General features: G+C 73.3%; 18 protein-coding genes, 2 pseudogenes and 1 riboswitch. Of the genes and pseudogenes, 9 read left to right on the top strand and 11 right to left on the bottom strand.

Going from position 1 to position 19,406, the window contains the following annotated elements:
* Positions 1-330, bottom strand: a complete 330-nt coding sequence (locus FHL79_RS16630) for a putative quinol monooxygenase (RefSeq protein ID WP_138759700.1) — start codon at positions 328-330, stop codon at positions 1-3.
* Between the two features lie 4 nt (positions 331-334).
* Positions 335-844, bottom strand: a complete 510-nt coding sequence (locus tag FHL79_RS16625; RefSeq protein ID WP_138759699.1) for an NADPH-dependent FMN reductase — start codon at positions 842-844, stop codon at positions 335-337.
* Positions 845-1,139: 295 nt separating this feature from the next.
* On the opposite strand from FHL79_RS16625, the gene FHL79_RS16615 reads away from it, so the two are divergent.
* A complete protein-coding gene (locus tag FHL79_RS16615) occupies positions 1,140-1,940 on the top strand; it encodes a DUF1684 domain-containing protein (protein WP_138759698.1) in 801 nt (266 codons plus the stop codon).
* Positions 1,941-2,105: 165 nt separating this feature from the next.
* Here the strand turns inward: FHL79_RS16615 and FHL79_RS16610 are convergent, their stop codons facing one another.
* The gene (locus FHL79_RS16610; RefSeq protein WP_138759697.1) at positions 2,106-2,489 is read right to left on the bottom strand and encodes a hypothetical protein; all 384 of its coding nucleotides are present in this window, start codon (positions 2,487-2,489) and stop codon (positions 2,106-2,108) included.
* 490 nt (positions 2,490-2,979) lie between these two features.
* Positions 2,980-3,522 (bottom strand): GNAT family N-acetyltransferase, encoded by a 543-nt coding sequence (locus FHL79_RS16605; protein WP_138759696.1) that lies wholly within the window; start codon positions 3,520-3,522, stop codon positions 2,980-2,982.
* A 205-nt stretch (positions 3,523-3,727) separates the two neighbouring features.
* Positions 3,728-3,840: riboswitch (SAM riboswitch) on the bottom strand.
* Positions 3,841-4,104: 264 nt separating this feature from the next.
* Here FHL79_RS16605 and FHL79_RS16600 point away from each other — a divergent pair.
* From FHL79_RS16600 to FHL79_RS16590, 3 genes are read left to right on the top strand one after another with little or no spacing between them, the layout of a single operon-like run.
* Positions 4,105-5,991, top strand: coding sequence for an FAD/NAD(P)-binding protein (locus FHL79_RS16600; RefSeq protein WP_171058201.1), 1,887 nt, complete (start codon positions 4,105-4,107; stop codon positions 5,989-5,991).
* Positions 5,992-6,007: 16 nt separating this feature from the next.
* On the top strand, positions 6,008-7,162 hold the full coding sequence (locus tag FHL79_RS16595; protein WP_138759694.1) for an LLM class flavin-dependent oxidoreductase: 1,155 nt from the start codon (positions 6,008-6,010) through the stop codon (positions 7,160-7,162).
* Positions 7,163-7,173: 11 nt separating this feature from the next.
* A complete protein-coding gene (locus FHL79_RS16590; protein WP_138759693.1) occupies positions 7,174-8,520 on the top strand; it encodes an NtaA/DmoA family FMN-dependent monooxygenase in 1,347 nt (448 codons plus the stop codon).
* A gap of 68 nt (positions 8,521-8,588) precedes the next feature.
* Here FHL79_RS16590 and FHL79_RS16585 read toward each other — a convergent pair whose 3' ends face one another.
* From FHL79_RS16585 to FHL79_RS16575, 3 genes are all read right to left on the bottom strand, one after another.
* The gene (locus FHL79_RS16585) at positions 8,589-8,801 is read right to left on the bottom strand and encodes a DUF1918 domain-containing protein (RefSeq protein ID WP_246080880.1); all 213 of its coding nucleotides are present in this window, start codon (positions 8,799-8,801) and stop codon (positions 8,589-8,591) included.
* Between the two features lie 85 nt (positions 8,802-8,886).
* The gene (locus FHL79_RS16580) at positions 8,887-9,492 is read right to left on the bottom strand and encodes a GNAT family N-acetyltransferase (RefSeq protein WP_138759692.1); all 606 of its coding nucleotides are present in this window, start codon (positions 9,490-9,492) and stop codon (positions 8,887-8,889) included.
* A gap of 56 nt (positions 9,493-9,548) precedes the next feature.
* The gene (locus FHL79_RS16575; protein ID WP_138759691.1) at positions 9,549-11,201 is read right to left on the bottom strand and encodes a Na+/H+ antiporter; all 1,653 of its coding nucleotides are present in this window, start codon (positions 11,199-11,201) and stop codon (positions 9,549-9,551) included.
* 70 nt (positions 11,202-11,271) lie between these two features.
* Between FHL79_RS16575 and FHL79_RS26625 the strand changes: the two are divergent.
* Positions 11,272-11,580: pseudogene (locus FHL79_RS26625) on the top strand (IS982 family transposase); the annotation flags it as partial.
* On the opposite strand, the gene FHL79_RS16570 reads toward FHL79_RS26625, so the two are convergent.
* Positions 11,571-12,050: a DUF2784 domain-containing protein gene (locus FHL79_RS16570; protein ID WP_138759690.1), complete on the bottom strand. Its 480-nt coding sequence runs from the start codon at positions 12,048-12,050 to the stop codon at positions 11,571-11,573. The pseudogene FHL79_RS26625 and the gene FHL79_RS16570 sit on opposite strands and share 10 nt — an antisense overlap.
* Here FHL79_RS16570 and FHL79_RS16565 point away from each other — a divergent pair.
* Positions 12,022-13,542 (top strand): hypothetical protein, encoded by a 1,521-nt coding sequence (locus FHL79_RS16565; protein WP_138759689.1) that lies wholly within the window; start codon positions 12,022-12,024, stop codon positions 13,540-13,542. The two genes, FHL79_RS16570 and FHL79_RS16565, sit on opposite strands and share 29 nt — an antisense overlap.
* Positions 13,543-13,577: 35 nt before the next feature.
* On the opposite strand, the gene pgsA is transcribed toward FHL79_RS16565, so the two are convergent.
* Both pgsA and FHL79_RS16555 read right to left on the bottom strand, forming a co-directional pair.
* Positions 13,578-14,159 (bottom strand): CDP-diacylglycerol--glycerol-3-phosphate 3-phosphatidyltransferase, encoded by a 582-nt coding sequence (pgsA, locus tag FHL79_RS16560; RefSeq protein WP_246080878.1) that lies wholly within the window; start codon positions 14,157-14,159, stop codon positions 13,578-13,580.
* Between the two features lie 5 nt (positions 14,160-14,164).
* Positions 14,165-15,676 carry a DUF8728 domain-containing protein gene (locus tag FHL79_RS16555; RefSeq protein ID WP_138759687.1) on the bottom strand — a complete coding sequence of 504 codons (1,512 nt, stop codon included), beginning with the start codon at positions 15,674-15,676 and terminating at the stop codon, positions 14,165-14,167.
* A gap of 83 nt (positions 15,677-15,759) precedes the next feature.
* Here FHL79_RS16555 and FHL79_RS16550 point away from each other — a divergent pair, with 83 nt between their 5' ends.
* Positions 15,760-16,866 (top strand): phosphatase PAP2 family protein, encoded by a 1,107-nt coding sequence (locus FHL79_RS16550; RefSeq protein ID WP_138759686.1) that lies wholly within the window; start codon positions 15,760-15,762, stop codon positions 16,864-16,866.
* A gap of 36 nt (positions 16,867-16,902) precedes the next feature.
* Here FHL79_RS16550 and FHL79_RS25550 read toward each other — a convergent pair whose 3' ends face one another.
* A complete protein-coding gene (locus FHL79_RS25550) occupies positions 16,903-17,292 on the bottom strand; it encodes a GtrA family protein (protein ID WP_218938494.1) in 390 nt (129 codons plus the stop codon).
* A 534-nt stretch (positions 17,293-17,826) separates the two neighbouring features.
* Between FHL79_RS25550 and FHL79_RS16540 the strand changes: the two genes are divergently transcribed.
* Together FHL79_RS16540 and FHL79_RS16535 are read left to right on the top strand one after the other, a co-directional pair.
* On the top strand, positions 17,827-18,930 hold the full coding sequence (locus tag FHL79_RS16540; protein ID WP_138759684.1) for a hypothetical protein: 1,104 nt from the start codon (positions 17,827-17,829) through the stop codon (positions 18,928-18,930).
* 271 nt (positions 18,931-19,201) lie between these two features.
* Positions 19,202-19,406 (top strand): annotated as a pseudogene (locus tag FHL79_RS16535) (carbohydrate-binding domain-containing protein); the annotation flags it as partial.

Here is a 19,406-nt window from a genome sequence, read left to right as displayed (position 1 = left end):
TCAGCCGCGGGGCTGGACCTCGCCCATCGGGCCCCAGCCGGACAGGTCGGGGGAGTCGACGTACATGATCGACGGGGTCGCCGAGACCCAGTCCGGCATCTCGCCGATCGCCTTGGTGAAGTGGTCGGAGGCGGTGTGCACGGAGCCCGCCTCGGCGTCCCGGAAGCCCTCGACGAGCACCCAGGTGTGCGGCTCCTCCACGCTGCGGGACCACTCGAAGAACACGTTGCCCGGCTCGGCCCGGACGGCCTCGGTGAACTCGCGGACCAGCTCGGGCCACCGGTCGTCGAACTCGGGACGGACGGGCCACTTCACGACGATGAGGATCACCGGCTCAGCCTAGGGTCGGGCGTCCGGCGGTGCGGGCGGCGCTGACCTGCGGCCCGGCGGCGACCAGCCAGTCCTCCAGCGGACCGGGGGAGTCCCACGCGTTGTCGATCAGGTACAGGCCCCTGGTCGGGGTGGTGGCGCCCAGCTCGACCAGCACCGGCTTGAGCAGCAGGTCCGGCGCCAGCGCGTGCCCCGGGCCGCCGCCGAGCATCAGCGGGACGGCCACCACCCCGGCCAGGTCGCCGGTGCCCACCTGGTCCAGGAACAGCTTGAGCAGCCCGGTGTAGGTGGCCTTGTACGTCGGGCTGGCGACGACGGCGACCTCGGCCTCGCGCAGCGCGGTCACCGCGTCAGCGACATCCGGGTCGCCCCAGCTCAGCAGGCCGGCGCCGAGGTCGATGACGTCGACGACCCGGTCCGGCGGGGCGCCGGTCAGCCGCTCGACGACGAGCTCGGCGGCCGACCGGGTGCGGGAGCGGGGCCTCGGGTTGCCGACGACGGCGATGGTGCTCACACTGCGGATCCCACCATGTCGATGCACTTCGACGGCAGATCGGTCGTCCGCCACTCTCGGGACAGGTCACGAGTACTGCGGGATGCTCACCCCGACGACGAGGACTTCGGTCCGGCATCGAGACCGAGGTCGGCCGGTGACCCGAGTGGCACCCAGAGGCGTTCGCCGACCTGGAGGACGACGTCCGTGCCTCCCCCAGGCGCATCCTGGACAGCCCGTACATCCCGAACGAGGACAGCGTCCGGGGCGTCGTCTTCGACGTCGCCACCGGCCGGCTCAGTGAGGTGGCCTGACCATGACCGTCGTCGAGAACGACACCTTTGCCCAGCAGTGGGAGCGGTGGCACGCCGGGCACGAACGGGTGCGCGCCGACCCGCACGGCTTCCTGGCGATCACCGGGCTGCACTGGCTCACCGGGGCGGCCCAGCGGTTCCCGGACGCGCCGGGGGAGTGGTGGACCGGCGACGACGGCCCGCTGGTCCGCCTCGCCGACGGTGAGGAGCTGGTCGTCGACGGGGCGCCGGTGCGCGGTGAGCACGCGTTCGGCGTCATCCCGGAGCGCGGCGGGGTGACCGTCGGGTCCGGCGACGCGGTGATCGAGGTCGCGCGGCGCGGTGGCTCGGACGTCGTCCGGCCACGGCACCCGGACAACCCGGTGCTGCAGGGGTACCCGGGGACGCCGGCCTACCCGGCGGACCCCCATTGGACGGTGCCTGGGCGGTACCTGCCGTTCGACGAGCCGCGGCCGACCACGGTCGGTGCGGTCGTCGAGGGGCTGCAGCACGTCTACGACGCCCCGGGGCGGATCGAGTTCGAGCTCGACGGGCAGACGCTGTCGCTGACCGCGTTCAACGGTGCCAGCGAGGGCAGCCTGTTCGTGCTCTTCACCGACGAGACCTCGGGCGTCACCACCTACGCGGCCAACCGGTCGCTGAAGGTCGACCCGCCGGACGCCGACGGCGCCGTGGTCCTTGACTTCAACCGGGCCACCAACCTGCCCTGCGCCTACACGGAGTTCGCCACCTGCCCGCTGCCGCCGGAAGAGAACCACCTGCCGGTGGCCGTCGAGGCGGGGGAGAAGAAGCCGGTCGGCTGAGCGAGCCGTCATCAGAACGGTGGCGGGTCGTCGGCCGGGGGAGCCACCCCGGGTGGCGGCCCGTCGCTGCGTCCGGGCGGTGGGTCGTCGTCGGTCAGCCCCCCGGGGTGGGTCACGAGCACCTGGCCGGTCGGGGTGGTGGGGTGCGCACGGTGGCGATGATGGTCAGCTGCGCCTGGACCGGGGCGAGCCCGTGGGCGCCCGGCCGCAGCACCAGGTCGACGAGGCAGTCGGCCATGCGCTGATGCCGATCTCGGCGTCCGCGCGGTCGTTCGAAGAGGGGCGGGACCGGCAGAAGTCGACCATCCAGCGAGCGCGCAGCGCCTCCGCCGCTCCGATGGCCTGCTGCTCCTCACGAAGCAGGTCGAGCAGCAGCCCGCCGTCCTCCAGCGACTCTCGCAGAGGAGTGAAGAGCTCGTCCGGCCACCCCTCTTCCGCAGTGGAGGCGGGTGCTGGCCCGGGGCTGGAAACGGCGTCGTGGTCGCCCCCGGTGTCGGCCGCGCACGCTCCGCCGTCGGGCGGCTCAGTGACGTACACGTAGTCGAACACGTGTTCGACGATGATGGTCGTCGAGCGAGCCGCTGACCAGCGCGGACAAGGTCCTGTGGACAACCGGTCACGGCTGACGACGGGCAGCGGACGTGCCCGGCCTGATCACCGGTGCGTCGACGGCCCCGTCCGACGGCCACCAGCGCTCCAGTGTCCCGGGCAGCTGCCGTCGTCGGACGAGCGGCGAGTGGCTCAGCCGCATCAACACCGGCACCGTGCCCAGCGGGGAGCAGAGCACGCGGTGATCGCGGTCAGCTGGACGGTGGTCAGCACGCCGCGACGATCGCCCCCTCGGTGAGGTCGGCGCCGACGACGTCCCACTTCCAGCGCGGGTCGGTGCCCAGGCTGTTGAGCACCATGGCCGGCGGCAGGCTACGACGGCGGTGGCGACCCAGCGGCCGCGGTGCCGGGTTGCACCACCGTCAGCTGGCCGTGGGCGTGCCCGGCGGCGGGGCGGTGGCCCGGGCAGCGGCACGAGTCTCCACCGTGGTCATGAGCGGTCTCCCGGGAGCTGCCTCTCGAAGGCGTAGAGGCGCTGGTCGACGGGCAGGGCGCGCAGCGCGTCGGTGTCGGTGGGGCGGGGGACCGCCGGGTCGAACAGCGGCGTCCAGCCGGCGGCGAGGTACAGGTCGCGCGCCTCGGGTTGGCGCGGGCCGGTGGTCAGGTACATCCGGGCGTAGCCGGCCGCGGCCGCCTGCTGCTCCAGCAGCATGAGCACCCGGCGGGCCAGCCCGCCGCGGCGGTGCGACGCGGCGGTCCACATCCGCTTGACCTCGGCGGAGCCGGAGGGGTGCCGCATGAACGCGCCGCCGGCGACCGCGACGCCGTCCTCGACCAGCAGCAGGAAGTCGCCGTCCGGGGGCAGGAACGCCTCGGCGGGGTAGCGGGTCAGCTCCTCCGACGCGCCGCCGAACAGGTCGCCGTAGCGGGTGTCGTACTCGACGGCGAGGTCGGTGAACAGCGGTGCGGCCAGCGGGTCGTCGGGGTGCACGCGGACGACCTGCAGGGCGTGCGAGGACTGGGACGTGGACATGCGAGGAGGAACTCCTGTGCGGAGGGGCGCGCCCGGAGGAGGCCGCGCAGGGGAGGGACGAGAGGGCTGCTCAGGTCAGCGACAGAGCGCGCTGTCGGTGCGCAGCAGGGTCGACGGCCGGCCGATCGACCAGGTCGGTGGTGGCGGCACGGATGCCGGTCTGTCCCACGGGTGCTGCTCCTCGTTCGTCCCCTCGGGGAGGGGAGTCCTCTGCTTGCCGGGCGCGGATGCGCCACGGCCAGGTCGTCACCCGGTGCACCCCGTCGCAGGGAGGGTTGCCGGCCAGCGAGCCGGGGCTCGTCGCTGGCGCTCAGGACCTGGGGGGACGATAGGGACACGCCCGGCCACGCGTCAATCACGATCGACTTGATGGGACATCGTGAGTTGACGCACCCGCCGAAGGGGAACAGCCCGCCCCCCGGCCGGAGTTGCCCCAGGCACCCGGACACCGGAAGGAGACGCACGTGCCCCGCACCCCGCTGGTCTGCCGCCGGCACGTCGACCTCCTGCGGACGGCGAGCGCGCAGTGTCGGCGCACGGTCTGGACCCCGCGCCCCTGACCCTCCGTTCAACGGAGTCCGCATGTCCGCGTCACCCCCGCACGATCCCGTCCCCGCCGGCCCGTCCATCGCCGTCGTCGGCGCCGGACCCACGGCCATCGGCCTGCTCGAACGGCTGGTCGCCAGCGCGCCTGAGCTGAGCGGCACCGGCCGGCTGCAGGTACACCTGATCGACCCGCACCCGCCCGGCGGAGGGCGCGTCTGGCGCGCCGCCCAGCCTGCGCTGCTGTGGGCGAACTCGCTGGCCGCCGACGTCACGGTGCTGCCCGACCCGTCGGTGACCGTCGACGGACCGGTGGGCGAGGGCACCACGCTGTGGCAGTGGGTGGAGGCCGTGGGGCGACACCTCCCGGCCGGTGACCCGGTGGCGGAGGAGGCGCGCGCGGTGACGCCGACGTCCTTCCCGTCCCGCCCGCTGGTCAACGCCTACCTGGGCTGGGTGCTGGGCGAGGTGGTCGCGGCGGCCCGACCGTGGGCCGACGTGCACCTGCACGAGAGCACGGTCGTCGACGTCCGGGTGCACGCCGACGGGGTCGACGTCGAGCTCGCCGACGGCGGGGTGCTCCCCGCAGACCTCGCCGTGCTCGCCCAGGGCCACCTCGACGCCCACGCCACCGCCGCCGAGCGCGACGTCGCGCAGCGCGCGGCGGACGCCGGGCTCAGCTACCTCCCGACCGGCTACACCGCCGACCTCGACCTCGGGCGGCTCGCGCCGGGGGAGGACGTGCTCGTCCGCGGCGCCGGGCTGGCGTTCATAGACCTGATGGTGCTGCTGACCAGTGGTCGCGGCGGCCGGTTCGAGCCGGCCGGCGACGGGCTGCGCTACCTCCCCTCCGGGCAGGAGCCGGTGCTGCACGTCGGGTCGCGGCGCGGCGTCCCCTACCGGGCCAAGCTGGGGTACGTCTGGCCCGGCCCGCCGGTGCTGCTGCGCTTCTTCACCCCGGAGGCGCTGCCCACCGACCGCCAGCTCGACCTGCGCGCCGACCTGGCCCCCGTCATCGCCCGGGAGCTGGGCTGGGCGCACTACACCGAGCTGTTCCGCGCCCACCCCGAGCGCACTGCCCTGCCCTGGCCGGAGTTCGCCGACGCCTACGCGGCCGGCGGCGACCTGACCGCGCTGCTCGACGCCGCCGTTCCCGACCCGGCCGACCGGTTCGACCTCGCGGCGCGGGACCGGCCGCTGGCCGGTGCGCGGTTCGGCTCCACCGCCGAGCTGCAGGAGGCGGTGCGCGGGCTGGTGCGGGCGGACCTGACCCGGTCCGCCGACCCGGCGCACAGCACCGACGCCGCCGTCTTCACCGCCCTGCTGTCCTGCCACGGCACGATCGCCGGGCTGGTCGCCGCCGGGCGGCTGACGCCGCGGTCGGAGGCCGAGGACGTCGCCGGCTGGTGGATGAACCTGTTCAGCTACCTGGCCAGCGGCCCGCCGGCGCCGCGGCTGGCCGAGCTGCTCGCGCTGTCGGAGGCCGGCGTCGTCCGGTTCCTCGGCGCCGACACCCGCTTCGACCTCGACGAGGTCACCGGCGTGTTCACCGCACGGTCGTCCTCGGTCGACTCCGTGGTCAGCGCCCGGACGATGGTCGAGGCCCGGCTGCCCGCCCCGGCGGTGTCGGCGACCCCCGATCGGCTGGTCAGCTCCCTGGTCACCCGCGGGGTCGCCGCGGAGAAGACCGTCCCGGACGGCACGGGCACCGGCCGGCTGCACGTCGACGCCGAGCAGCGGGTGGTCAGCGCGACCGGGCTGCCGAAGGAGCGGCTGTTCGCGGTCGGCTTCTGGACCTCCGGCGCCCAGGTCGCCGCCTTCGCCCGCCCCCGCACCAACGCCCCCTTCTTCCGCCAGAACGACGCCCTGGCCCGCCGCCTGTGGCAGACCCTCGCCGGCCGCGCCGCCGTCGCGGCCGCCGCCTGAACCCGGAGATCCCCCCATGAGCACCCCCCTCCACCTCGCTGTCGCCCTCGACGGCGCCGGCTGGCACCCCGCCGCCTGGCGCGAGCCCGACGCCCGCCCCGCCGACCTGCTCACCCCCGGCTACTGGGTCGACCTGGTGCAGGAGGCCGAGCGCGGCCTGCTGGACCTGGTCACCCTCGAGGACGCGCTGTCCCTACAGTCCACCGACCGCGACGGCCCCGACGACCGCACCGACCAGGTGCGCGGCCGATTGGACGCCGTCCAGGTCGCCGCCCGGGTGGCGCCGCTGACGGCGAACATCGGGTTGGTGCCGACCGCTGTCGTCACCCACACCGAGCCGTTCCACCTGTCCAAGGCGATCGCCACGCTGGACTACGTGAGCACCGGCCGGGCCGGTGTCCGGGTCAAGGTCAGCGGCAGCCCAGCGGAGGCGGCGCACGTCGGCCGCCGCGAGGTGCTGAGCCTCGAGGACCTCTTCGCCGAGGCCGCCGACTGGGTCGAGGTGCTCCGCCGGCTCTGGGACAGTTGGGAGGACGACGCGGAGATCCGCGACGTCGCCACCGGCCGGTTCGTCGACCGGGAGAAGCTGCACTACATCGACTTCGAGGGCCGGTCCTTGTCCGTGAAGGGCCCCTCGATCACCCCACGCCCGCCGCAGGGTCAGCCGATCGTCGCCGCCCTGGCGCACCAGCAGGCGCCCTTCGAGCTGGTCGGCAGCAGCGCCGACCTGGGCTTCGTCACCCCCACCGACGCCGCGGACGCGACCCGCATCGTCGGCGCCGTCCGGGACGCGCAGGCCGCGGCCGCTCGGGCGGAGGAGACGGTGCACGTCTTCGGCGACCTGGTCGTGTTCCTCGACGACGACGAGGCGACCGCCCGGGCGCGCAAGGACCGGCTCGACGAGCGGGCCGGTGCCGAGTACACCAGCGACGCCACGGTCGTCGTCGGGACGCCGGCCGGGCTCGCCGACCAGCTGGCGGAGTGGGCACAGGCCGGGCTCACCGGCTTCCGGCTCCGGCCGGCGACCCTGCCGCACGACCTGCGGCAGGTCACCACCGGGCTGGTGCCCGAGCTGCAGCGCCGCGGCCTGTTCCGCACCGCCTACGAGGCGACCACCCTGCGCGGTCACCTGGGTCTGCCGCGCCCCGCCAACCGCTACACCACCGTCTGAGGACAGCTGACATGACCAAGCAGGTCCACCTCGCCGCGCACTTCCCCGGCGTCAACAACACCACCGTGTGGAGCGACCCGGCGGCCGGCAGCCACATCGAGTTCTCCTCGTTCGTCCGGTTCGCGCAGGCCGCCGAGCGCGGGAAGTTCGACTTCCTGTTCCTTGCCGAGGGGCTGCGGCTGCGCGAGCAGAACGGCGCGATCTACGACCTGGACGTCGTCGGCCGCCCGGACACCTTCACCGTGCTCGCCGCGCTGGCGGCGGTCACCGAGCACCTCGGCCTGGCCGGCACGATCAACTCCACCTTCAACGAGCCCTACGAGGTGGCCCGGCAGTTCGCCTCGCTGGACCACCTGTCCGGTGGCCGGGCGGCCTGGAACGTCGTCACCTCCTGGGACGCGTTCACCGGGGAGAACTTCCGCCGCGGCGGGTTCCTGGCCCAGGACCAGCGCTACGACCGGGCCCGGACCTTCCTGTCCACCGTCCAGGAGCTGCTCGACTCCTGGCGTGGGGACGAGATCGCGGCCGACAAGGACACCGGCACCTTCCTGGCCGACCCGGCGGCGGGGACGTTCGCCCACTCCGACGCGCACTTCGACATCGCCGGCCGGTTCGACGTCCCGCGCAGCCCGCAGGGCCGGCCGGTGGTCTTCCAGGCCGGCGACTCCGAGGAGGGCCGGGAGTTCGCCGCCTCCGCCGCCGACGCGATCTTCAGCCGGCACGGCACGAAGGAGGCCGGGCAGGCCTTCTACGCCGACGTCAAGGGCCGGCTGGCGGAGTACGGCCGGACCCCGGCGGACCTGCTGATCCTCCCGGCCGCCACGTTCGTCGTCGGCGAGACCGACGCCGAGGCCGTCGAGCTCGCCGCCGAGGTGCGCAGGCAGCAGGTGTCCGGGCAGACGGCGCTGCGCAAGCTCGAGGAGGTCTGGAACCGGGACCTGTCCGGCTACGACCCCGACGGCCCGTTGCCCGAGGTCGACCCGCTGGTCGGAGAGCACACCGTGGCCAAGGGGCGAGCCAGCGTGCGGATGAACCGCGACCCGATCGCCGTGGCGAAGGACTGGCGGGAGCGCGCCGAGGCCGAGGGGTTGTCGATCCGCGAGCTGATGATCGAGATCAGCAGTCACCAGGACTTCATCGGCAGCCCGACCACCATCGCCGAGCAGATGATCGACCTGGTGCAGGCGGGAGCCAGCGACGGCTTCATCCTCGTCCCGCACATCACCCCGGGCGGGCTGGACCCGCTGGTCGACGCCGTCGTCCCGGTGCTGCAGGAGCGCGGGGCGTACCGCACCGAGTACACGGGGACGACGCTGCGCGACAACCTGGGTCTGCCCCCGCTGGCGGGCGCCCGGTGACCACCCCGCTCGCCGACGACTTCCGCGGTGATGGCCGGGGTCGCCATCCTCGGGTGGCCTGAGCCGGCTCAGCCGGGCACGTGCACGCCGGGTGGCCGCTGCGCCACCACCCCGGCGTCCGGGCCGGGGAACACCACGCAGGTGTGGTCCGCACCGAGCCAGCGGACGACGTAGGGCGGGGAGCCGTCGCCGTGCGGCACCTCGACGATCTCGCCCACCCGCTCGGGCTGGTCGGTGACCCGCCCGTGCACCACCAGCCACTCACCGGTTCGCGCCTGCACGACCACCACTCCTCGGATCGTCGACGGAGGGTCGCCGTCCATGCTGGGCGCCCCGGCGGGGTGGTGTCCAGGGGTCCCGTCGCGCTCAGTCCAGGGCGCGGCGCATCAGGACCCGGCGGATGCCACCCGACACCGACGCGGTGTCGGCCGCCCAGCTGAAGCCGGCCTTCTCGAACAGGCTGCGGGTGCCGACGTAGGCCATGGTGAGGTCGACCCGCCGGCCCTCGTTGTCCACCGGGTAGCCCTCGACCGCCGGGGCGCCCTGGGACGCCGCGTAGTCCACCGCCCCGCTGACGAGCGCGTGCGCGATGCCCTGGCCGCGGTGACCCGGGCGCACGCGGATGCACCACAGCGACCACACCGGCAGCCCGTCGACGTGCGGGATCCTCGTCGAGTGCTCGAACGGCAGCTCCGCGCGCGGGGCGACCGCCGCCCAGCCGACCACCTCGGCACCGTCGTAGGCGAGCACCCCGGGGGCGACGGAACGGCCGGTCAGCTCGCGGACGTACTGCCGGCGGGCCGGGCCGACCAGCTCCCGGTTGGTCCGCGCGTCGACCCGGTGGCTGAGGCACCAGCACACGTTGGACGTCGGGTTCCGCGGGCCCAGCATCGTCGCGACGTCGTCGAACCGCTCGCTCGTCGCCGGCCGGACCAGGATCGTCGTGCCGGTGGAGCCCTCGGGTGCCGCCATCGGGCCAGCCTGCCGGTCGCGACGCCGGGTGTCGATGGCCCTGCGCGCCGGCCCGGTCAGCGGCCGCGGGCGGGCAGCAGGCCCTCCTCGTGATCCAGCTCGCGCTCCAGGATCCGCAGGCCCTCGTCGGGCAGCCGGGCGCCGTCCCGCCAGCGCAGCAGCTCCTCGCGCTGGGCGGCGATGACCGCCCGGCGCAGCCGCAGCGCCGCCTCGTAGGTGGGGGACAGCGGGATGTCGCCGCCCTCGGCGGTCTCCAGCACGTCCAGCCGCGTGCGGTAGCGGTCCACCCGGGTGCTCAGCACGGCGCGCAGCGAGGCGATGGCCCGGTCGTCCACGTCGTCGTGCTCCTCGGCCTGCATGGTGTCCAACCGGGCGAGGCCGGCCTCCGCGGCGGCGATCCGGGCCTGGTTGCGCAGCCGCGCCTCGTCGGCCTGGTCGGCGCGGCAGCCCAGCGCCCGCACCAGCGGGGCGAAGGTCAGTCCCTGGCCCACCAGGGTCACCAGCACCGCGAGGAACGCGCAGAACAGCAGCAGGTCGCGGTCGGGGAACGGCGCGCCGCTGTCGGTGACCAGCGGCAGGGTGAAGATCGCGGCCAGGCTGATGACGCCGCGGGTGCCGGCCCAGCTCAGCACCACGATCTCGCGGATGGTCAACCGTTCGCTCTCGGCCGGTTCCTCGCCCTCCTCGCGCACGTCCTGACCCCCCAGCCGGGTGTGCAGCGACCGCGGCAGCGACTCGGTGAGCAGCAGCCACAGCGGGCGGATCAGCAGCACGCAGCCGACGGTGATCGACGCCGCGATGACGATGGTCGAGGTCTCGTACTGGCCCAGCCCGCGGACGACGGTGGGCAGCTGCTGGCCGATGAGCAGGAAGACGATGCCCTCGAGCAGGAAGTCGACCAGCCGCCACACCGCGTCGGTCTGCAGCCGGCTGGCCCCCGACGTCCAGTACGGGGTGTTGTGCCCGATCACCAGCCCGGCGACGACGACGGCGAGCACCCCGGAGACGTGCACCGCCTCGCCGAGCAGGTAGGCGACGAACGGGGTGGCCAGCGAGATCGCGTTGGACGACAGCGGGTCGCGGCGCAGCCGGCGCAGCGGCCGGACGCCGTAGGCGACCGCCATCCCGGCGGCCGCCCCACCGGCGGCGGCGATCACGAACTCCCTCACGGCCGCGGGGGTGGAGAACCCCTCGCCCTGCGCCGCGCCGACTGCGACGGTGAGCAGGGTCAGCGCGGTCGCGTCGTTGAGCAGCCCCTCGCCCTGGATGAGGGTGATCAGCCGCGGCGGGAGGCCCACCTTCCGGCCGACGGAGAGCGCGGCGACCGGGTCCGGGGGCGCCACCGCGGCGCCCAGCGCGATCCCCGCGGCGAGCGTGGCACCGGTGACGAACAGCTCGAAGCCGATCCCGACCAGCACGGCGGTGACCAGGACCAGCAGCACCGACAGGCTCACCACGGTGCGCAGGTTGCGGCGGATCGCGGTCAGCGAGGAGTCCAGCGCCGCGCTGTACAGCAGCGGCGGGAGCACCAGGGTCAGCGCCAGGTGCGGGTCCAGGCTCACGTTCGGCCCGGGCAGCAGCGCGTAGCCGATCCCCGCCAGGGTGAGCAGGGCGGCGGCCGGGAGCCCGGTGCGGTCGGCGACCCAGCGGATCCCCACGATCACCGCCACCGCGCCGAGGACCAACAGCAAGATCGTCTCGGCGCTCACCGCCCCATCCTCCCTGACCGCTCCGGGAGCCCGGCCGCCCAGGAGCGTTCCAGCCGACCGATCTCACCGGGGCAGGGCTCGGTACGGCTGCTGCGCCAGCCACTCCCGCTACTTCGGGGACTGCGGCTGCGTCTGCGGTGCACGCTGCACGGACTGCCGGTCGGCTTCGCCGTCTCCGGCGCCAAGACTGACGAGCGCGAGGTGCTGCTGGGCATCCTCACGGCCGACTCCGCGTGACCGCCGACCGGCACCACCACGGCCGGCAACCCTCGGGGTCTTGGGCCGCATCCCGCAGCGGAGCCTGGCTCTCACCGCCGCCAGCTGGCACGACGACCACATCGGCGCACCGACCCCACGGTCACCGATCGCCTACGACCACTGCCCCTTGGGATCAGTCGTCCAGAGGACGACGGAACGCCGCTGCCGCGCCAGTACGACGGTGTAGGACAGGACGGCGGTGCCCATCCCGCACAACCAGATGGCCGTCTCGTACTGCGCGGGGTAGAGGACGTCGCGCAGGTAGTGAGCGGTGAAGCTGCCCTCGTACGGCGTCCTCCCGCTCCTCTCGAGGAGCCACTTCTCGAGGGCGGTGGCCGGGCACTTGAAGTCCGTGACCGTGACATAGACCGAATAGAGGGTCGAGACGATGCTCGGCCAGATCCACGCCAACCTGCGCAGAGCCAGGAACCCACCGAACACCATGTAGACCAGAAAGCCCATGTGCAAGATCGCGACGACGACCGCGGCGACCAGGGCTACCACGAGGCGGACTATACGGCCTGCCCAGGGGGCTTCGGGGGTTGAATGCGGCGTGGCCTCGATGTCGACCAGGGACGCCGAGCCGGCCATCCTCGATCTGAGCACGGCGCGGCGCTCTCTCGCGCTGCTGTGCTCGGTCGTGGTGGTGGTTCGTGCCACGTACGTGCCCCGGCCGTTGCGGAACGACGAGGGCGGCTACCTGCTCGTCGCGCGGCAGTGGCACACCGGCGGGGAGTTCCTGTACGGCGACTACTTCGTGGACCGCCCGCCGCTGCTGATGCTCATCTTCAGGCTCGCGTCACTGGTGGAGTGGGACCAGGCCATCCGCGTCCTCGCGATCCCGTTCGTCCTCCTGTTCGTCCTCGCCGGCTGGCGTGCGGGCACCCTCCTCGGGGGCCCGGCCGGCGGACGGTGGGCCGCCGTGGTGGCTGCGGGCGTGATGTGCTCCCCGGGGTTGGCGGCGGAGCAGGCGGACGGCGAGCTGTTCGGGGCCGCATTCGTGATGGCAGCCATCGCGCTGGCCCTCTCTGCGTGGCACGCCGACTCCGGCACGGGCCGGCTGTGCTGGGCCGGCGCCGCCGGCGTGGCCGCTGCGGCCGCGCCGCTGGTCAAGCAGAACCTGCTCGAGGGACTGGTCCTCCTGGCGGGCCTGGTCCTGTACGGGTGCTGGAGCCACGACGGTGCGGCTCGCCACCGCGCTCTCCGCATCGCGCCGGCGGCCCTGGTGGGTGCGCTGGTCCCCTGTGCCCTGGCCCTGGTGTGGCTGACGGCGGCCCGGAGCGGGCTGTCCGCGGCATGGCGTGATCTCGTCGCCTTCCGTGGTGCCGCCTTCGACACCATCTGGGCCAGCAGTCCCGACGCCTCGATCCGGAGGGCGTGGCTGCTGGTGGGTCTGGGCCTCGTCACAGGTCTCCTGCCGGTCGTGCTCACCTGGTTCCTCGCCGCGAGCCGCTTCCCCCGGCACGGGCAGCCGGGAGTGCGGACGATCACCGCGCTGCTCGTCTTCGGCGTCGGCGCCATCGTGGCCGGTGGCAGCTACTGGCCTCCCTACCTGTTGCAACTCGCTCCGGCGGCGGTGCTGGCCGCCGGTGCGATGGCTCCCTCCGTCTCCGTGGCCGGCGCGTGGATGAGGGGCTGCAGCAGGACGGTCGTCGCCGCTGCCGTGCTGGGGACCCTGGTCTCCGGCGTGGTCCACGCGACCGTCCCGCAGGTCTCGTACAGCCAGCGGATCGGCGAGTGGCTGGCGGACTCGAAGGCACCGAGCGACACGGGGTTGGTCGCGTACGGGAATGCCGCCGTCCTGGAGACCGCCGACATGCCATCGCCGTACCCGCACCTGTGGAGCGTGCCGATGCGCACGCTCGACCCCGAACAGACCCGGCTACGGGCGACGCTGGGAGGTCCGGGAGCACCAGCGTGGATCGTCCAGGTCACCGGCCTGGACTCGTGGGGCATCGATGACCGGTCACGACTTCGCGAGCTGCTCCACCAGCGCTACCGGATCGTCGCCGAGATCTGCGGCCACCCGGTGTGGTTGCGCCAGGACCTGACCCGGGCGTTGGCTCCATCACCGCCCTGTTGACCAGGACGGGCCTCCGCTCGCCGCCGGATCGACGATCAGCGGCGCAGGAGCCATCGTGGACCGGCCGACGGCGGCAGTGAGGATGCCCGGGACCGCGTCAGCGCCAGCGCCTTCACGCCGTAGTCCAGGCCGGTGACCACGGTCCAGCACACGGTCACCGTGACCACGGCCGCCAGCACTCCTGTCCACCCGGGCGCGGCCAGTGCGAGGACGATCATCGTCGTCTGGGCGACCGTCTTCACCTTGCCGCCGCGACTCGCCGGGATGACACCGCGGTGCAGGACAGCCAGCCGCAGCGCTGTGACGCCTGCCTCGCGGGCGAGGATCAGCGCGGTCGCCCACCAGGAGAGGAGGTCGTCGGCGGACAAGCAGATCAGGGCCGTGGCCATCAGGGCCTTGTCCGCGATCGGGTCGATCAGGGCGCCGAACTCGGTGCACTGGTTGCGACGTCGCGCGATCCAGCCGTCCGCGATGTCGGTCAGCGACGCCGCCACGAACAGCGCGAGAGCCGTCCAGCGGCCTGCGGAGGTGTTGCCCGCGACGACGAACACCGCGCCGAGGAACGGGACGGCGAGCAGGCGCAGGACGGTGAGGACGTTCGGCAGGGTCCAGGTCATGTGGATCATCGCCGGAACACCATGAGGGTGTAACCGCAGGCGGCGCCGCGGCCCCTCGCCACGTGCACGAGGCGGTAGTCCGACATGGCCGGATGGTCGAAGATCGCCTGGTCCGTGGGGTAGTAGCCGACGAACCCCCGGGCGTCGCGACTCGCCAGCACCAGGACGTCAGGGGCGCGCTCGTGCACGAGCGCTGCGCGCTCGCGGAACGGCAGCCGGCCGGTCTCCTGGATGAGGGGCTCGTTCAGGAAGAAGGCGTCGACGACGGGCCGTCCCCCGGCGCGAGCCGGCACCAGGCCGGCGTCGGAGATGGCGAAGGAGGTCTCCGGCGGAGTGGTCCGCAACCACTCGAGCGCCGATTCCCTGGCCCCGACCCTGCAGTCCGTGTACCGCTGCTGAGTGGCCTCCACACTCCGGACGTCGGCCGGGGGCACCCCCAGCAGTGCGAGCCCGGCTGCAGCCGCGAGAACACCCGCCCACACCGCGCGACGCGCCTCCACCCGGGTCGTGACGACGTAGCCGATCACCACCGCCATCAGCAGGGCGAGGAGCGGCCAGACGGGCATGAAGAACCGGCTGTAGGCGTTCGCGCTGTCCAGCGTGCCGATCGATCCCAGCGCGTACACGGCCGGCGGCACCGCCAGCAGCCGCGCCCGGCCGGTCACGAGGACGGCACCGAGAGCAGCCAGCGCCGTCGGCAGCAGGGCCTGGTCGAGGAACTTGGCGAGCACCGTGAACCCCTCCCCGGCGCCGGACTTGTAGAGCACCGAGTTGGGGAGCAGGTGCCCGTTGACGCCGACCCGGACGGCCTCGAGGACGATCTGCGAGCACAGCGGGACGCCCCCGAGCACCGCCACCCGTCGCACCGCGCGGCGGCGCGTCCCTGCCCGGAAGAGGCCGGGGACCTCGCCGATCGCCACCACAGCGGCCGCGACGGCGAGCCCTTCCGGGCGGAGCCACGGCAGGACGGCGAACGCCGCCGCGGCGGGCAGCACCCTGCCGCCATCGCGCCGGGCGACTTCCAGCGTGCCTGCGGCTACGGCGAGAGCGACCAGGAGCGTCTCGAGGCCGCCGACCGCCCAGAGGGCGAAGGGCGCGCTGCAGGCCGTCAGCAACGAGGCGATCCGGGCGGTCCACTCGCCCACGACGGCTCGGCCCTGGACGTAGACGAGCACCACGCACGCGAGGCCGCTGACCACGCCCAGCGAGCGTGCTGCCCCCGGCGCCGACCAGCCGACCGCGTGGGCGAGCGCCTCGATCGCGACGAGCAGTGGGTTGCTGAAGCCCTCGACCCGGGGGCCGCCCGGGTTCCACACGGGTCCCTCTCCGGCCGCGATGTTCTCGGCGTAACGAACGGAGATCCAGGCGTCATCGGTGAGGAAGTCGCGGTAGAGCCAGCACAGTGCCAGGTGGACCAGGGCGGCCAGCGCGACGACGGCCCATCCGATCGCCCTCGCCGGGTCGGAGGACCTTCGAGGGGAGGGCGTCGCCTCGACAGGTACGCTGATCGTCCGCAACGGCACTCCGCTTTCGATGACTCGACGCCGAGTCGGGGACGGCGACGTGTTCTGGCCGACGACTGGGAGAAAACTAGCCGAACATGGACGAACCTGCCGTGCGTGGTGTCCGCGACGGCGCCTACGCATTGGCCGTGGTCGTCGCCCTCGTCTCGGGCGCTGCGGCCGTCATCTGCGCCGTGTACCTCGGGCTCCCGCTGCGCGACCCGGACGGCTTCCTCGGGCCGACCTACGTGCGCCTGCCGTTGATCGTGGCGCTGCTCCTGGCGGCGGACGTGCTGCCCCGTGCGCTGCTCCGTGCGCGCTCGGCCCGCGCCTTCGCGGAGCAGACGGTCCTCATCGCCCGCGAGCGCTGGCCCTGGCGGCGCCTTCGCCCAGCGCTGATCGGGCTCGCAGCCTTCTACGGCACGTACGTGTCGTACCGCAATCTCAAGCACTACCTCCCCATGCTGAGGCCGCACCTCGTCGACGAGGAGCTGCTCAGACTCGATCGGGCGATGGCCGGGGGGATCGCGCCGGCTGAGTTGCTGCACGACGTCCTCGGCACCGGCGTCACCGCGCACGTCCTGTCCTGGGTCTACCTGGCGTTCCTGATGTTCGTCCCGGTGTCACTCGGGCTGGCCCTCGTCTCGATCCGTCGATCGGTCCATGCGAGCTGGTACGTCACGGCCCTGTGCCTCAACTGGGCGCTCGGCGCCGCCAGCTACTACGTCCTGCCCTCGAGGGGTCCGGTGTACGCCGAGCCGCAGCTGTTCTGGAGCCTTCCCGAGACCGGCGTCTCCCGGCTGCAGGACAGCCTGCTGGTGTCACGCTCGATCGTCCTCATCGACCCGCACGCGACCGAGCGCATGCAGAGCATCGCCGCCTTCGCGTCGCTGCACGTGTCGATCATCTTCACCGCGGCGCTCATCGCCCAGCTCACGCTCCGCTCGGTCGCAGTGCGGACGCTCCTCTGGGTCTTCTTCGTCCTGACCGTGACAGCGACCATCTACTTCGGCTGGCACTACATCGTGGACGACATCGCCGGGCTCGGCATCGGCGTGGCAGCGGTCCTGCTGGCCGGCTGGGGAACGGGTCAGTTCCGGAGATCGACAACGTGGCGAGGCGCCGCGGCGCGCGAGCGCAGCCGGAGCTGGCCGCACACCGCGCGATCCCGACGAGTTCGGGAGGCGTCCCCGTCCGCTTCCTGACGCCGGCGGTGGCTGTTCGTGCCGCCCGTCACTGCATCAGTCCGGCGGCTCGGGTGGGAAGACGTAGCGCCGGTAGGACACGAAGCGGAAGAGGCTGCCCAGCGCGAGGCCGACGCCATTGGCCGCGACGTTGTCGGCCAACGGGCTCGTGAGACCCAGGACGTAGCGCGAGATCGCGAGACAGCCGAGCGCGATCCCGAGGGCAACGCCGCTGAGGACCAGGTACAGCGTGTACTCCCGGGCAACCCGGCCGCGTGGCCGGTCCCGGTAGGTCCAGAACCGATTGCCGACGTAGGCAACGGTCGTTCCCGCGATGAGCGAGACCGTCTTGGCGATGAGCGGCTGCTCGGCCAGCCAACCGTGCCCGCCAAGGTGCACGAGCGCGTTGTAGCCCCCGATGTCGACGGCCAGGCCGACCGCGCCCACGGCCGCGAATCCGGAGGCCTCTTTGCCGAGGGCTCCACCACGTCGCGGCTGTGCCACCGTTCGAGGGGTCACACCGGCAGCAGGCGGAAGACTGCTCGGGGCGTGTGCCGCAGTGCGCTCCTGACGAGCCGGAGACCGGACGGGACCCACGTCGTGTTCCTTCCCCGTGTGGCGGGAGCGCCGGACACGGCGCGTGATCCCCGCGGGTCTACAGCGCGCGGCCCGGCCGAGGCCCCGGGTCAGCGGGTCGGTCCGAGCCATCGAGAGCGACGCTACTGGTCATCGGTCGAGGCCAGCCAATCGAGGAGGTCGATGAGGTCCGGGCTGCTCCCCGGCGATGGTGCTGCCACGGCTGCACTTGCATCGCCTGAGGAGGGCTCGTCCAGCGCAGCTGGGCACCAGCCTGGACATGCCCGGGTTGAGCCGCTGGCTGGACAGCAGCAGCACTTCCGGGCCCCTCCCGGCGAGATCTTCTGCCGACCACGCGTCGCAGGCGGGTCGCCGACCGGCATCGGCCGATCGAGGATGGGTTCCATGGGCACTGGACCGCCGTTCACGCTGACGGCGACACGGCCTCGGGCCGACCTCGTCGGCACGTTGGGCGCCCGACTACGGGAGGTCGGCCTCGAGGGCGTCCTCGGCGACCTCGACCGCGCCGCCCACGTGTGCTCGGTCCCGGGCGAGGCCGCGGGTGAGGGATTCACCTGGGACGACGTCGACCGGAACGACCCCACGTGGTGGCCGCAGGGCGTGGTGAGCGTCCGGTCCGGCGCACTGCTGCTCGTGAGCTGGTACGCCAAGCGCAGTCGGCTGTTGCGCACGCCGGGCGCGCGGATCTCGGTCGTCGACCGGACGCAGCCGGAGGGTCCCCGCTACCGGCACGTCCTGCTGGTCGTGCCGCGGCGGCGTCTCGGAGTCCTCACCATGGGCACCGTCCCGGTGCACGCTGGGGGCATCGCCGTCCACGACCGCTTCCTCTTCGTCCCCGACACGTACTTCGGCGTGCGCGTCTTCCGCCTCGGGGACGTCATGGCTCTCCCTGGGCGACCGCCCGGCGCAGACCGGAACTCATCGGGCGGCAGGAACGGGTTGTTGCAGCGCTCCGCTGTCGGCGGCTCTCGGGCCGGGGGGTGCGCCTACGTGCTCCCTCAGTTCATGGCGTTCCGCGCTCCGCTGCGCTGGGGCCCAGGTCGACCGAGTTACTCGTTCCTGTCCATCGGGCAGGTCGAGGGCCAGCCGAACCTCGTCGTGGGGGAGTACCGCCGGAACGGCGACCGGCGGCCCCGGCTCGCGCGCTACCCCATCGACCCCCGGACCGGTCTCCCGCGTGCTGACGACCATGGCCGATGCGCTCCGCTCGAGGTCTACGAGGACCAACCGAGCCGCATGCAGGGCGTGGCCGTGCACGGGTCCACCTGGTTCGTCACGGCGAGCAATGGCCAGCGGTCGGCCGGCGACCTGTACAGCGGTACGCCCCACGGGTGGCACCGCCACCGGGGGGTGTTGCCGAGCGGGCCGGAGGACCTCGACTGGTCCCGGCCCGGAGAGGAGCTCTGGTGCGTCTCCGAGTGGCCCGGGCGCCGGTGGGTCTTCTCCATCGCGACGGGTCGGCTCGGCGTCGACCCGATGCCCGCCTGACGGCCGTCATCCGTCCCTGACCACGCCAGCCGCCTCGGGCCAGTGACGTGGACACAAGCCAACCCGTGCTGTGGTCGTCGGCCTGGCTGGCAGCCCTCTGTGACCGGCTGGCCGTGTCGTTCGACACGGCCGCCACCAGCGCGTCGACGTCATCGCCGCGCACGGCGTCGATCCCCAGCCGCAGCGCCCGTCGCGCCCGGCCCGGGCGGTGCACCCGACGCAAGGCTGGATCTCAGCCGTCCTGACGACGGCGGCCGCGGCGGGCGACTCCGTGGAGGTCGTCTCCGCCGACGGGACCGTCGTCGCCTCGGCCACCGTGACCAAGGACGCGCAGTCGGTCGTGTACTCCTCGGCCGACGTCACCGCGGGGGAGTCGTACAGCGTGACCGTGGACGGCGCCGACGCCGGGACCGTCACCGCCGGTGAGGCGGCGGCCGGCGACATGGACGGCATGGGTGGGGGTGGCGGCACGGGCG

The sequence above is a fragment of the Modestobacter altitudinis genome (assembly GCF_005930475.1).
Lineage (GTDB): Bacteria > Actinomycetota > Actinomycetes > Mycobacteriales > Geodermatophilaceae > Modestobacter > Modestobacter altitudinis.
Note: the sequence above shows the minus strand (reverse complement) of the source record. Positions and strands in the feature narration are given on the sequence as shown.